This window comes from Pseudomonas syringae, from assembly GCF_002157375.1.
Lineage (GTDB): Bacteria > Pseudomonadota > Gammaproteobacteria > Pseudomonadales > Pseudomonadaceae > Aquipseudomonas > Aquipseudomonas syringae_T.
In genome coordinates this window covers 185,015-199,782 of the sequence record NZ_MTSA01000010.1, presented here as the reverse complement: position 1 = coordinate 199,782, position 14,768 = coordinate 185,015, and the positions used below count along the sequence as shown (strand labels likewise).

At 61.0% G+C, this 14,768-nt stretch carries 9 protein-coding genes and 1 pseudogene; 5 read left to right on the top strand and 5 right to left on the bottom strand.

Annotated elements, in window-relative coordinates:
* Window positions 1-50: 50 nt before the first annotated feature.
* Entirely contained in the window at window positions 51-275 is a 225-nt protein-coding gene (locus tag BW686_RS26850; RefSeq protein ID WP_179149271.1) for a hypothetical protein, read from the top strand.
* A gap of 303 nt (window positions 276-578) precedes the next feature.
* Window positions 579-1,904 (top strand): OprD family porin, encoded by a 1,326-nt coding sequence (locus BW686_RS14805; protein ID WP_084918017.1) that lies wholly within the window; start codon window positions 579-581, stop codon window positions 1,902-1,904.
* Between the two features lie 39 nt (window positions 1,905-1,943).
* Here BW686_RS14805 and BW686_RS14800 read toward each other — a convergent pair.
* The 5 genes and pseudogenes from BW686_RS14800 to BW686_RS14780 all read right to left on the bottom strand — a co-directional run.
* Window positions 1,944-5,177, bottom strand: a pseudogene (locus BW686_RS14800) (DUF6531 domain-containing protein); the annotation flags it as partial.
* Between the two features lie 112 nt (window positions 5,178-5,289).
* A complete protein-coding gene (locus BW686_RS14795; RefSeq protein ID WP_084918015.1) occupies window positions 5,290-5,877 on the bottom strand; it encodes a hypothetical protein in 588 nt (195 codons plus the stop codon).
* A 303-nt stretch (window positions 5,878-6,180) separates the two neighbouring features.
* A complete protein-coding gene (locus BW686_RS14790) occupies window positions 6,181-9,327 on the bottom strand; it encodes a CusA/CzcA family heavy metal efflux RND transporter (protein ID WP_084918013.1) in 3,147 nt (1,048 codons plus the stop codon).
* Between the two features lie 24 nt (window positions 9,328-9,351).
* Window positions 9,352-10,608 (bottom strand): efflux RND transporter periplasmic adaptor subunit, encoded by a 1,257-nt coding sequence (locus BW686_RS14785; protein WP_084918011.1) that lies wholly within the window; start codon window positions 10,606-10,608, stop codon window positions 9,352-9,354.
* Window positions 10,609-10,675: 67 nt separating this feature from the next.
* Window positions 10,676-11,902 carry a TolC family protein gene (locus tag BW686_RS14780; protein WP_084918009.1) on the bottom strand — a complete coding sequence of 409 codons (1,227 nt, stop codon included), beginning with the start codon at window positions 11,900-11,902 and terminating at the stop codon, window positions 10,676-10,678.
* Window positions 11,903-12,155: 253 nt separating this feature from the next.
* On the opposite strand from BW686_RS14780, the gene BW686_RS14775 reads away from it, so the two are divergent.
* From BW686_RS14775 to BW686_RS14765, 3 genes are all read left to right on the top strand, one after another.
* Complete coding sequence (locus tag BW686_RS14775; RefSeq protein ID WP_003382360.1) at window positions 12,156-12,830, top strand: heavy metal response regulator transcription factor; 675 nt, start codon at window positions 12,156-12,158, stop codon at window positions 12,828-12,830.
* A complete protein-coding gene (locus BW686_RS14770; RefSeq protein ID WP_084918007.1) occupies window positions 12,827-14,218 on the top strand; it encodes a heavy metal sensor histidine kinase in 1,392 nt (463 codons plus the stop codon). Before BW686_RS14775 ends, BW686_RS14770 begins: the two co-directional genes overlap by 4 nt.
* Before the next feature lie 115 nt (window positions 14,219-14,333).
* Window positions 14,334-14,735, top strand: a complete 402-nt coding sequence (locus tag BW686_RS14765) for an MAPEG family protein (protein ID WP_084918005.1) — start codon at window positions 14,334-14,336, stop codon at window positions 14,733-14,735.
* Window positions 14,736-14,768 lie beyond the last annotated feature (33 nt).

Sequence of the window (14,768 nt, the reverse complement as noted above, 5' to 3'; positions counted from 1 at the left end):
CCCTGACGAGCACCGAGCTTTTAAGGACCTTCTTACACACCCAAGAGGTAATGATGATGAAACTGATCAAGTCGATGGTCTTCGCCGTAGCTGCCTTGTCCGCCACTGCAGCTTTCGCCGACGACGGTAACGAGTTCGCAAGCCCTGCTGCTGACAAGATGCGCCTGGCACAGGAACTGCGCTTCAAGGAACAGAACAGCAGCAACAAAGCCGAGCGGTACGTCAATACAGACGACAAAGCCGAGGCCGAACGGTCGACCAAGTCCGAAGGCTGATGCCTTTGATGGCCGACCCGCTGCACCCCCATTCGCCCTGTGTAGCAGCTCCCTGCTCCTTTGGCCGGGGCGAATCTTCAAGCGTCCTTCGGGGCGCTTTTTTTATTCCCGCAAGGGCAAGGCGCATGTTTCATTTTATTGAATGAGCACACCCTATAACGCGCTTCCTTACCTATTTGTAATCTTCCCGTCACCTTGACGTTATCTTCGCCACTTCAAGATTGTGCCCCACTGGCAGCTCTCGAATATATAAAAAGCCAGGTCGACACGTTTAAAACAATCTGCCGATTGGACGGAGCGCACATGACTCAATTTAAAACATTATCACTGGCCCTATGCTCGGCACTTGCCGGTGTTACGCCGGTTGCAGTAGTTGCCGAAGAACCAAAAGAAGGCTTCATCGAAGGCAGTACACTGACCGTACTCAACCGCAACTTCTACATGAACCGGGACCATCGCAACGGCGAGTCCAGCCCTACCGGCAATGGCTACTCCGAAGCGTGGGCGCAGGGCATCATCGGGCGATTCGAGTCAGGGTTCACCCAGGGCACGTTCGGCGTCGGGGTCGATGCCTTTGCCATGATCGGCATCAAGCTCGACACGGGTGACGGACGCAACGGCGGGCGCAGCGCGTTCGACGTGCTGCCGGTCGATGGAGAGGGCAATGCCCGCGACGAATACACCAAAGTCGGCGGCTCGCTGAAGGCCAGAGCCTTCGACACCGTCGTGAACGTGGGCGATGTCTTCCCGTCCACGCCCGTGGTTGCCTTCGGCGACTCACGGCTGCTGCCGGAAAGCTTTCGCGGCATCACGGCGATCAACAACAGCTTCAACGGCCTGGCTTTGCAGGGCGGTCGCTTGCACTCCATGAGCCAGCCCGTCTCCAGCAACATGCGCGACGGCTTCGTCACCTTCTACGGCGGCGCGGTCGACTCTCCCTGGGTGGCCTACTTCGGCGGTGATTATCAAGCCACCGATCGCCTGAGCCTTGGCCTCTACACCAGCCGACTCAAAGATGCCTGGGACCAGAAATACGCCTCGGCGTCTTACGTATTGCCCCTCTCCGACGACCTGTCACTGACCAGCAGCCTGAACTATTACAACGCCACCGACGAAGGCAAAAAACTGCTCGGCGAATTCGACAACGACATCTGGAGTGCAAAAGTCGCCCTGCAATACGACGCGCACACCCTGTCGCTCTCGCACCAGCGCAACCAAGGCGATGACGACTTCGACTACCTCAGGCAGTCCGACTCCATCTACCTGGCCAACTCCATTCAGTACAGCGACTTCAACTCACCCAAAGAGCGCTCATGGATGGTCACCTACAACCTCGACATGTCCACCTTCGGCGTCCCCGGCCTGTCATTCATGACCCGCTACGGCAAAGGCACCGACGCCGACTACTCCAACGCCAACAGCACCTACATGCGCCGCGACGCACAAGGCAACCCGCTGATCGATCAGAAGCGCTGGGAACGCGACATCGAGGCGAAATACATCGTGCAGACCGGCTCACTGAAAGACTTGTCGCTACGCGTGCGCCAAGCGACAACCCGGGCCACCGCATTTGAATCGGACCTGGATGAAGTGCGGGTGATTGTGGAGTATCCGTTGAGTGTGCTTTGAGGTGTGGCGTGATTGACTGAAGCGTCCCTTGGGGCGCTTTTCCCATAGGACGATGCCGACGATTTTCTCGACCAGATTGCCCCATGCGTCGTATTTGTACTCGTTGTGGCTCCATTGCTTGAGGCGGTTGTCCTGGACGCGGTCGAAGCGGCTGGTGTTGAAGTTCAGGCGGTTGCCAGCGGCGTCGTAGCGGTACGCTTCGCCTTCGAAGCGTTTTTCGGGGTTGTGTTCAAGCAGGCGGCCGTTGGCTTCGTATTCGTAGGTGACCTCGCCGCGCAGTTTGTCGAGGGTGCGGCTCAGTTCGCCAGCCGGGTCGTACTCGTAGCGGCGGTGGATCGGGTTGTAGGCGTGTTCGACGTAGCGCTCTGGTTTTATGAGCGGGTTCTGGATCTGTGAGAGTTTTTCAGCGGGCAGTGTGGTTGCGTACTGCCAGGCCTTGCGGCCCAACGCGTCGTAGCCGAAGCAACTGGTCAGCTTACCTTGGGTGCGGTAGACCTCGCGGTGCAGGTCGTCGCGTTCCATGTCGCTGATCAACTGGCCGTCGAGGTTGAGTTGATGCAGGTGACCGCTGCCGTAGTACAGGTGATTGAGGTGCTGGCCGGTCGGAAGGGTCAGCGTGGTCAGGTTGCTGAGCGGATCGTAGTCGTAGGTCAATGCGCCTTGGGGTGAAGTCTCCTGCGTCAGGCGGCCCAGGATGTCGTAGGCGAATTCCAGCTTCTCAGCCGTGACACCGAGTTTTCTGCCGCCGTCGGTGGGCGTGCGCTGAATGGACAGCAGGCGGTCGCTGTCGTCGTAGGTGAAATCCTGACGGGCGTCGTCGTTGAGTCTGGCCAGCAGGCGACCAATCGGGTCGCGCTCGAAATGCGTGCTGCGCTGTGGTCGTTCGCCTTTTTCGCCGTGGCCGGTTTCTTCAACCTGGGTCAGATGCCCGCCAAGGTTGTAGCTGAAACGTCGGGTCAACTGGTCGATGCGTTTTTCTTCGATCAGGTGGTCGGCGTTGTCGTAGGCGAAGGTGTAAGTGGCGTCGTTTTCATTGGTCAGGGCCGTGAGGCGCATGGCCTTGTCGTACTGGTACGCGACCATCAGCCCCTTGGGGTCCTGACGCCGGGTCGGCAGACCGCGGGCGTTGCGTGACAAGTGAGTGGTCTGGTCCTTGCCGTTGGTGTGCGTCAGCACCTGGCCGTGGGCGTTGTAGGTAAAGCGTTCGCGGCTGCCGTCCGGATGATGGATGCACAGCACTTCGCCACCGGGTTTGCGTTCCAGCGTGGTGGTGTTGTTCAGGGCATCGGTGACGGCGACCAGTTGCTGGCGCTCGTCGTAACGGTAATACGTGCTCTTGCCCGAGCAGTCCTGAAAACGTTCGACCTGCGCCAGGTTATTCCACCACAAGTACTTCGATTTGTGAGTCGCGTCGATGATGGTGTGCGGCAGGCCATCCTCACTGTTGAGGTACTCGGTCTTGTGGCCCATCGCGTCGATTTCGGCGACGAGATTGCCCCGGTCATCGTAACGAGCCTGCCAGAGGGCGCCGTCGGGGTAGGTGACTTGTTTGACGAGCGTAGTCTTGAAGTGATGCTTAAAGCGCGTGGTTCGGCCCAGCGGGTCGGTTTCTGCCGTCAGGCGTGACAGGTCGTCGTATTCAAAGCCCAGCTGATTGCCGTCCGGCAGTGTCAGGCCGGTGATGTTGCCGGTGTCGTCCAGGTCGATGTGATACGGCTGGCCGCCGAAGTCGGTGCTGGCCACCACGCGGCGGTCCTTGTTGTAGGTCACGTCGGCATGGCGGCCCAGCACATCCGTCACCCGCGTCTGGCGCGCTTCCAGATCATAATCGAAATGAAAGTGTTCGCCGTCGCTGGTCCAGTGCTCGACCACGCGCGGCTTGTCGCCGAGCACTTCCCAGCGGTACTCGCAACTGAGCCTCAGCGCATTGGCGTGGCGGGTCATCAGGCTGTCGGTGTAGCTGAAGTTGCGCACCGAATCGCCATTGCGGTTGTACACGCTGTTCAACTGGCCGTTGCTGTCATAGCCATAACGCACCAGTGTTTCGACCGCCTCGCCGTCAACGATGCGCTTGACGGTGCTCAGGCGACGGGTCACTTCGTCGTAATGCAGGTGTACGCGCTGCCCGCCGGTGGCGCAGATATCGGTCAGAATACCGTCTTCGCTGCGCACGAAATGCAGGAAGTGACCGAGGGCGTTTTCGATGCGTTGCAACGTAACAGGCTGGTTATCGTCAGGTACTTCGCCGAAGTAGTAAAAGACGTTGTCCAAGGTTTGCAGCAGGTAATGACCGCCGTTAGTGCGCACCAGATACAGTTGTTCCTGTGCGTTGTAGATGCGTTCGTTGTAGTCCAGCGTCACGAACGGCACGCTGCGGCCCTGATTGTCGCTGAGGTACAGAAAGCTGCCCTTGCGTCGCAGGCTTTGTTCCCAGGGCAACACCCAGCCCTTGCCCAGCGCGCTGTCGACATCGAGGTCGCTGGCGTAGAAGCGTGTCCACTCGATCGGCATCAGGCCGGGCAGGCTGAAGTCGGATTCGTCGATCAGCAGCTTGCGTCCGGTGGTGGTGTCGACCGGGTTGCCGTGCAGGCCACCCAACACTTTTTCGGCCAGTGGAGCGACGCCGAACCGAACAACCGCATCGCTCAGCAAAATGCCGCCCATAAAGCGCAAGGCGCAAGGACCGGCAGCTTTCAGGCCCGCCTGCAGACCAAGCTTGGCGATGCTGACGACCGCTTTGGCGCCGCCGGCCACCACCAGCAGAATGTCCACCACGTAGCGGGCTGTCGCCGACACCTCTTCATTGACGGGTAGGTAGCGTTGGGTGCCGCCGCCGATGAACACGTTGGGGGAACCGGTGCCGATCTTCGAACCGCAGGTCAGCTTGTCGCCCTTGCGCGCCGCCGGCTGGCCGTTGATGAAGACGTTGCTGGAACCCTCGGCCACCTTGACGATGGGCGAGTGCTTGTCGCAAACGGCCGTGCTGTCGATAGCAAACGCGGCGGGTCGACCGTTGATGAACACATTGGGCGAGGCCGATTCGATCTGCCCCGCGGGAGAGCTGAAGGCGCTGCCGATACTCTCCCCGAGGCTGGCGAGGGCGTTGCCCGCCAGGCCGACAGCCAGGCCCAGTAAAATTGCGCCGAACCCGCACGTGGCAAAGGCAAACGACACATACGCCACCGCCGCAATGCCCACTACCGCGCCGAGCAGAAAACCCGTCAGCGCACCGGTGTGTTCGATCTCGTCCATCAACCGAGCCGCTTCGAACATCGCCGCTATCCCTTTGTGCTGCGGGGCGTGGAGGTCTGATCACCCAGCGCAACGCTGAGATTCTGCAACGAATAGTCCATTAAAACGTGTCCTGTCAGCGGTGAAGTAGAGTTCAGGGGGCGGTCAGGCTTTGAAGCATGTGGTCGAAATCCAGCAGCCAGGTTTTAAGCGCGGGTTTTTCGGAATCAATCACACAACCCACGCTCAGCCACTGGCGCAGGTTATGATCGGCGACTGGCACGATGGCGCCAATCAAGCGCCCATGCCGCTCTTCAAAACCCGCGCGAAAGTGAAAATCCAGCCCCAGTGCCGCATTGCCCGCCAGTACTGTTTCATACTGGCGAATGACCTGTATGGCACCGTGAAGCGGCTTCAGCGCTTTGACGGCCTTGGCGAACGCCTCGGCAAGGTTGGCCTCTTCAGGCACGTCGCGGCGCTGGATGGAGACGACGACAGGCTCTCCAGCGATTTCGACAGTCGCTTCGATTGCGCTGCACCTGAACCCTTCAGGAAAGCCGAAGTGAAACCCGCCGAAGTTGAAACTGCTGGGTGCGTCGCGCAAGGGCTGTGGAACGGGAATGGCCGCTTGAGTGCGCTCACGTTCCTGTTGCGCGGCAGTGCGCTCAGCTTCCTCGCGCGCCAGGGCTTCATCAGCCAGTCGGCGTTCAGAAATACGGTCGTAAATACTGGTGCGCCTCATGCGCCATGAACCTTGTTCATCACCTTCTCCATCTCCTTATGCCGGGCGCTGCCATCGAGGCTCTGCCGGAAAGCCTGTTTTGTAACCAGACGATAAGCGCTTGAACGGGGCAGCTGTATAGTCACTTGCTGACTGACGACCTGGAAAGATCTGCGAATCCTGCGGGACAAAGGCTACAGACAGGATCTACTGGCAAAAGCGAAGGTTTCGACCTTTCCTTGACTGAAAGTTCACTGGGGGCAGGTGAAAGTGTCAGGGCGCTCTGTTCTGGGCGTCCTGACACGTGGACGGTTGCTTGAAACACTATTTCAGCAACACGTCCTCCTCCCGCCGATGCGCCCACTGATACAGCGCCGGCAACACCAGTAACGTCAACGCCGTGGAAGACAGAATCCCGCCAATCACCACGGTCGCCAGCGGTCGCTGCACTTCCGCACCAGTCCCGGTGGCGAGGGCCATGGGGATGAAGCCCAGGGAGGCGACCAGTGCGGTCATCAGCACCGGGCGCAGGCGGGTGAGGGCGCCTTCGTTGATGGCGTCGTGCAGCGAGCGGCCTTCTTCGCGCAGGCTGCGGATGAAAGCGATCATCACCAGACCGTTCAGCACCGCGACACCCGACAGGGCAATGAAACCTACGCCTGCGGAGATCGACAGCGGAATGTCGCGCAGCCACAGGGCCATGACGCCACCGGTCAACGCGAACGGGATGCCGGTGAACACCAGCAGGCCGTCTTTGAGGTTGTTGAACATCATGAACAGCAGCGCCAGGACCAGCAGCAGCGCCACCGGCACGACGATTTGCAGGCGTTTCGCTGCGGACTGCAGTTGCTCGAACTGCCCGCCCCAACTGGTCCAGTAGCCTGTCGGGATCTGCACGCCGTTGTCGAGGGTGGTGCCCGCTTCTTCGACAAACGAGCCAAGGTCGCGACCGCGCACGTTGGCGCTGACGATGACCACGCGCTTGCCGTTCTCGCGGCTGATCTGGTTCGGGCCTAGTACCAGGTCCAGGCTGGCGACCTGAGACAGCGAGATAAAGCTGATCTGCTGATTGCTGCCGGTGTTCGCAGGCACCGGAATGAGCAGGCTGGAAAGCCCGTCCACGTCGGTGCGCAGTGGCTCGGACAAGCGCACCACCATGTCGAAGCGGCGATCACCTTCGTACAGCGTGCCCGCCTGACGGCCGCCCAGCGCGATGGCAATGGCGTCCTGCACGTCGGCCATGTTGAGGCCGTAACGTGCGGCCTGGTCGCGGTCGATGTTGATGGTCAGTACCGGCAGGCCGGTGGTCTGTTCGACTTTGACTTCGGAGGCGCCCGGCACTTTTTGCAGCGTGGCGGCGATTTTTGCGGCGGTCTGGTTGAGCACGTTCATGTCGTCGCCGAACACTTTCACTGCGACGTCGCTGCGCACCCCCGAAACCAGTTCGTTGAAGCGCAACTGGATCGGCTGGGACAGCTCGTAGTTGCTGCCCGGCACGCTGGCGGCGGCCTTTTGCAGGTCAGCGATCAGTGCTTCGCGGGGCTTGTCCGGGTCAGGCCATTCGCTCTGCGGCTTGAGCATCACGTAGCTGTCGGAGATGTTGGGCGGCATCGGGTCGGCGGCGATTTCAGCGGTGCCGGTGCGGGCGAAGACGCGCTGCACTTCTGGCACTTTTTCGAGAATGGCTTTTTCCAGGCGCTGCTGCATGTCCACCGACTGGGTCAGGCTGGTGCCGGGTACTCGCAGCGCCTGCAAGGCGAAGTCGCCTTCGCTGAGGCTCGGAATGAACTCGCTGCCCATGCGGCTGGCGGTGAACCCGGACAGCCCGATCAGCACCAACGCCATGCTGAAGGCGATGGCGCGATGCCCCAGCACCCAGCTCAATATCGGCGCGTAGCGTTGGCGAGCGGTGCGCATCACCAGGCCTTCTTCTTCCTTGACCTTGCCGGTGACGAACATGGCAACGGCGGCAGGCACGAACGTCACCGAGAGGATCATCGCGCCGAGCAGGGCGATGACCACGGTGAAGGCCATCGGGTGGAACATTTTGCCTTCCACGCCGGTGAGGGCAAAGATCGGCAGGTACACGACCATGATGATCAACTGGCCGAAAATCAGCGGTCGACGGGCTTCTCTGGCGGCGGCGAACACCTCGTGGAGACGCTCGCTGCGGGTCAGCAGGCGGCCGTATTTCTTCTGGGCATGTGCCAGCCTGCGGATGGCGTTTTCAACGATCACCACCGCGCCGTCGACAATGATGCCGAAGTCCAGCGCGCCCAGGCTCATCAGGTTGGCGCTGACCTTATTGGTGAACATGCCGGTGAAGGTGAACAGCATGGCCAGCGGAATCACCATCGCGGTAATCAGTGCAGCGCGGAGGTTGCCCAGAAAAAGGAACAGAATCACGATGACCAGAATCGCGCCTTCGATGAGGTTCTTCTTGACCGTCGCGATGGCCTTTTCGACCAGATGGGTACGGTCGTAAACCGTGACCGCTTCGACCCCTTCGGGCAGTGTGCGGTTGATGTCGGCCAGCTTGGCGGCCACGGCTTGCGAGACGGTGCGGCTGTTTTCACCGATCAGCATGAACACCGTGCCGAGCACCACTTCTCGACCGTTTTCAGTCGCGGCGCCGGAGCGCATTTCCTTGCCGATGCCGACCTCGGCCACGCTGCTGATTCTGATCGCCGTGCCCTGCACGTTGGCGATGACGATGTTGGCGATGTCCTCCAGCGTGCCGAGCTGGCCCGGTGCGCGGATCAGCAGTTGCTCACCGCCGCGCTCGATGTAACCCGCGCCGACGTTGGCGTTGTTGCGCTCCAGCGCGGCCACCAAGTCGTTCAGCGTCAGCTTGTAGGCGGCCAGCTTTTTCGGGTCGGGAGCTATCTGGTATTGCCTGGCGAAACCGCCGATGGTGTTGATCTCGGCCACGCCCGGCACGTTGCGCAACTGCGGCTTGATGATCCAGTCCTGAATCACCCGCAGATCAGTCGGTGTGTAAGGCGTGCCGTCCTCTTTCAGCGCGCCCTCGCGGGCTTCGACTGTCCACAGAAAGATCTCGCCGAGGCCGGTGGAAATCGGCCCCATCACCACGTCGACGCCTTCGGGCAACTGGTCCTTGGCGGTCTGCAGGCGCTCGCCCACCAATTGCCGGGCGAAGAACAGGTCCGTGTTGTCTTCGAAAATCACCGTCACCTGCGACAGGCCCGAGCGCGACAGCGAGCGTGTCTGTTGCAGGCCGGGCAGGCCGGCCATGCTGGTTTCGATGGCAAAGGTGATCCGTTGCTCGGTCTCCAGCGGTGAAAAGCCGGGCGCGGAGGTGTTGATCTGCACTTGGACATTGGTGATGTCAGGCACGGCATCGATGGGCAGTTTCTGGTAGCTGGCGATGCCCAGCCCAGCCATGAGCAACACAGCGAGCATCACAACGATGCGCTGTTCAATCGCGAATTGAATCAACCGTTCAAACATGGAGGTGTACTCGTGTGACGCAGGTCAATGGGCGTGCTCGGCGGAGCCTTTGCCCAGCTCCGACTTGAGAATGAAACTGCCAGCGGCGGCCACTGGCGTGCCGGCGGCCAGGCCTTTGACGATTTCCACGTGACCGCCATCGCGGCGGCCGAGCGTCACCGGCGTCAGCTGAAAACCTTCAGCATTGCGCACGAAAACCGACGGCTGTTCTTCAATCGACTGGATCGCGGATTCAGGCACGCTGACCGCAACGCTGGACTGCTCGGCGGCGACCTCGACCGACACGAACAGGCCGGGACGCCATGCGCCCTGCGGGTTGGCAAGGGTGACGCGCACGGCGGCGGCGCGGGTCTGCTCGCCCAGCAAGCTGCCGACATAACCGATCTTGCCGTCGACCCGCGCATTCAGATCCGGCGCGCTGACAACGACCGGGCGTCCGACCACCACTTTGTCCAGATCCCTCGGTGCGACACCGAAGGTCGCCCATACGCGTGACAAGTCCGACAGGGTGAACGCGTTGCTCGCTTCGCTGACCATTTCGCCGATGCCCAGGTGTTTCTCCACGACCATCGCGTCGAACGGTGCGATCAGTTCGTAACGGTTGCCTGCGGAAGGGCTGAGGCTGGCACCGATGGCGCTGATCTTCTGCCGGGCATTGGTGAGGTTGATGTCGGCTTCCTGAAAATCCTGGCGCGCTTGCAGGTAATCCTGTTCGGCGGAGATCTTGTCTTCCCACAGTTTCTTCTCGCGTTGCAGGGTCAGGCGCGCCAGTTCCTGACGTCGCTGGGCGGCGTTCAGTTCGCTGCGTTGGTCCGAGATCTGCTGGCTGGCAATCACCGCCAGCACCTGGCCCTTTTTCACGGTCTGACCCAGATCGACCTTGACCGACTCGACCACGCCGCTGACCCGAGGTACCACATGCGCGGTGCGGTCCTCGTCGAAGCGGATTTCACCGGGGAAGGTCACGGTGGTGCTCATTTGCCGAGGCTCGGCGGTGGCCAGCTCGATGCCGGCCGTCCTGATCTGCTCGGCCGTCAGTTCGATGTGCCCTTCTTCCTCTTCTTCGTGGGGTGGCTCTGATGCGGCAGCGCCTGGTGTTTTCGTTTCGTTGCTGTGGCCTTGTTCGTCAGTATGGTCTGACCCGGAATCGTGGGCGTGTTCCTCGTCAGACGGCTCCGGGCCGGTTGCGAAGGGCAGCATCTGCGGGTTCACCGTCAGACTGCCCAGACCAATGATGACCACCACCGCCAGCGCAATGGCAATGCTTCGTTTGTTATTCATGAAAGCTCCCGGCGATCAGGTACGTGCAGCACCTCTGGATACGCTCGATGTAGGCGGAAAAAGGCAGTCAGGGGGTGAGACTGAACCGGTTGAGATCCCCGTGGATCCGCTCGATGGCGACCCTCGCTTCGGTGGCCGTCGCCAGTGATTCCAGGTACTGGCTGCGGGCCGAAATCAGTGTTCGCTGCGCATCCAGCACGTCCAGAAAGCCGAACTTGCCCATCTCGAAACCGCGCGTGGCGGTGTCGACGGCGCGTTGCGCGGCAGGCAGGATGACGCGGTCGAATGACTCGACTTCCTGTGCCGCGGTGCGCCATTGATCGAGGGCAGATTGGGTCTGTGTGCGCAGCTTGAGTTCGACGGCATTGCGCAGGTCACGGGACTGGTCTGCCCGACGTGAGGCGGCGAGCACATTGCCTTGGTTTCGATCAAACAGCGGGAGCGGCATCGACAGGCCCACAACGTTGACGCGTTCGCGCTCTTCGCGGCTGTATTGGCTGCCGACACTGACGGTCAGGTCGGGAATGCGCTTGGCGCGTTCCGAGCCGAGTGCGGCGTCGCGTTGTTCGATCCGGGTCTGGGCGAGGCGCAGTTCGGCGGACTGATCGAGGGCGGTCAGCATTGTCGCTGTCGGCGGTAGTCGGCCCGGCGAGAGGTCGGTGTAATCCAGACGTTCGAAAGACGCGGTCGGTGAACCGGTGGCGCGGGCCAGTTCACGGTGGCTGTTGATTTTCAGGGTTTCGGCGCGGCGCACCAGCAGGTCGGTTTCCGCCAGCTGCACCTGCGCGCGGGTGGCTTCGACCGGTGACACCTTGCCCGCCCGCACACGCCCTTCGGCGACATGCAGGCCACGCTCGGCCAGCGCTCTGGATTGGCGCGCCAGCTCCAGACCGGCCTGCGCCCGGGCTGCGGCATAAAATGCTTGAACCACCTCGGCCCGCAATTCGTTGCTGCGCTGTTCCAGTTCCAGTCGAGCCGCGTCCTGGCCTTTGCTCGCGGTGTCGACACGTGCGCCACGCTTGCCGCCCAATTCCAGTGCCTGGCTGAGCATCACGGTGGTGGTGCTGGTGTCGCGGCGGGTGTCTTCCACCTCCCACGACAGCACCGGGTTGGGAATCAGCCCGGCCTGTTGGCGATCACCCTGCGCAATGCCGATTTCCCATTGGGCTGCGGCAAGCTCCTGGTTGCGAGCAAATGCGGCTTCCAGTGCCTGAGGCAGGCTGATGCCTTGGGCGGATGCAACACCGGGTGCCACAAACGGTAATAACAACAGACACAACGCGCGTGCCCTCATGTCGGGCTCCCTGCCAACCCATCGATACGTCGAAGGCGTACGCTGTTCTCCAGTCCCATGAATCACCCCGTCAAAGCAGAAAATAACAAACAGGCACCTGAGCGCTGAAGTTGGCTGGGAGGACTTTAGGCAATGGGAGTTATCACAGGGATTGCCGGAAAATTACGATTCTGTTATCCGGCGGAAAGGGTGTTTCTTTTCAGTACACTGCACGGCATCGTCATTATCCGTTCATCAAACAGGAAGCCTGATTATGCGAATCCTTGTCGTAGAGGACGAGCCGAAAACTGCCGAGTACATGCATCAGGGTCTGACCGAAAGTGGCTATGTCGTCGATATCGCCGCCACTGGCCTTGACGGGCTTTACCTTGCGCAGCATCAGGCTTATGACGTGGTCATTCTGGACGTGAACCTGCCCGAGATGGATGGCTGGGAAGTGCTGAGCCGCCTGAGGAAAACCGTCAACACGCGCATCATGATGGTCACCGCACGCGGTCGCCTGGAGGAGAAAGTCAAAGGGCTGGAAATGGGCGCTGACGATTATCTGGTCAAGCCATTCGAGTTTCCCGAGCTGCTGGCGCGGGTTCGCACCCTGATGCGCCGCAGCGAGCAGACCACGACCGCCAAGGTGTTGCAGGTCGGTGATCTGGAACTGGACCAGGGGCGGCATCGGGCGTTTCGCGGCAAGCAGCGCATTGACCTGACCACCAAGGAGTTCGCGCTGCTGCACCTGTTAATGCGCCACAGTGGCGAGGTCATGTCGCGTACGCAGATCATTTCGCTGGTCTGGGACATGAACTTCGATTGCGACACCAACGTGGTGGAAGTGTCGATCCGGCGCCTGCGCGCGAAGATCGATGATCCGTTCGAGACCAAGTTGATTCACACCCTGCGCGGCGTCGGTTACGTGCTGGAAGTGCGCGAATGACGCCGACCCGTCTCTCGACGCGCCTGGGGTTGACGGTGACGGCGTTGATCGCGTTTCTGGTGCTGGTGATGGAGACGTTCGCGTACGCGGCCATTTCCCATCAGTTGGACCTGCGTGCCGAAGATGCGCTGAAAGAGAAGTTCGCGCAGATCGAACACGGCCTGAGCGAAGGTTTTCTGGCCGTCGAGGACATCGTTCAGTACCCCCACACGCTGCGCGACCAGATCGTCGGGCACGACAGCTTCGCGCTGACCATCCTCGACGCGGGCACCCCTCGTCAGCAGTTGATGAGTGTCGGTAACGAGGAAGGACGGAATCTGCCGGTCCTGGAGGCCGACGTTCCGCCGCAGGGCTTCCAGGAGTTGACCTCGGCGAAGGGTCACAAGATTTTGCTGGGCTACAAGAAGATACGCCTGAGGACGGATCAGGACATTCTGATCAGGCTGTCGATAGACCGGGAAAGCGACACCGAATTGCTGCATGCCTACATGACGTCGACGTTCCTGATGCTGCCGGTGATTCTGCTGCTGATCGGCTTCGGTGTCTGGTGGACAGTGCGTCGTGGCCTCAGGCCATTGAATGCGTTTCGCAAAGTGACCGCGCTGATTTCGGCCCGCGACCTGTCCCACCGCATGAAGGTCAAGGGCTTGCCTGACGAGCTGCGGGATCTGGCCCATGCGGTGAACTTCATGCTTCACCGGCTGGATGGCGATGTGCAGCAACTGGCGCAGTTTTCGGACGACCTGGCGCACGAGTTGCGTTCGCCCATGAACAACCTGATGGGCAAGGCGCAGGTCACGCTGTCCAGGCCCCGTCCTTCCGAAGAGTACAAGCAGGCGCTGGAATCCTGCACCGAAGAACTGGAGCGCATGTCGCGCATGATCAGCCAGATGCTGTTTCTGGCCAGCGTGAGTCAGCCGGCTGCGCCGCTGCCGGTCGAGGTCATTGATCTCCGGGAAGAGGCAGACAAGGTCGCCGAACTGTTTTCGTCCTCGGCTGAAGAGCGCGAGATCACCTTGCAGGTTCAGGGCAGCGCGAAAGCGATGGGTGACAGGCTGATGATTCAGCGAGCGATTTCGAACCTGTTGTCCAACGCCATCCGCCACGGCCTGCCCGGCAGCGTCATCACGGTCAAGCTCACTGCCCTGAAAGATGAGGTCGTGCTTGCGGTGCGCAATGCGGGCGATGGCATCGATGCCGAACACCTGCCACGCCTGTTCGACCGTTTCTACCGGGTACACGTCAGCCGCGCACGGCAGCAGGGCGGCACGGGGCTTGGGCTGGCGATTGTGCGCTCGATCATGAGCCTGCATGAGGGGCAGGTAACGGTGCAGAGCGAGCCGGAAAAATTCACCACGTTCAGCCTGATCTTTCCTAAACTGGTGTAAATGCGTCAGGTGGTGGTCGTTCTTCAAGAACCTTTCGCGGACCGCCCGGCTCATAGTCTGTGAGCGGGCTTTGCCCGAATGCTTCTGATGAAGCCAAAACGATAAGGATGGACGTATGACAGTTGCTTTCTGGTGCGTGCTGGTCGCGATATTGCTGCCGATTCTATGTGCCGGCATTGCCAAGTTCGGCAGCGGCAAATTCGGCAGCGGACACAATCATGACCCGCGCGCCTTTCTCGACAAGCTCGAGGGGTTCCCTCGTCGGGCTCACGCGGCTCAGCTCAACAGTTTTGAAGTGACTCCGGCGTTCGCTGCGGCAGTGATCATTGCGCACATTGCCGGCAATGCGCAGCTGGTGACCATCGACGTGCTGGCGGTGCTGTTCATCACCAGTCGTCTGCTGTACATCATTTTCTATCTGGCCGACCTGGCCGCCCTGCGTTCGCTGGTGTGGCTGGTCGGCATGGGCCTGATCGTCGCGCTGTTCGGCGTCTCGGCCTTTCCGGCAGCGGCCTGAATGCCCGGTTGCGACGCTGCCCATGACGGGCAG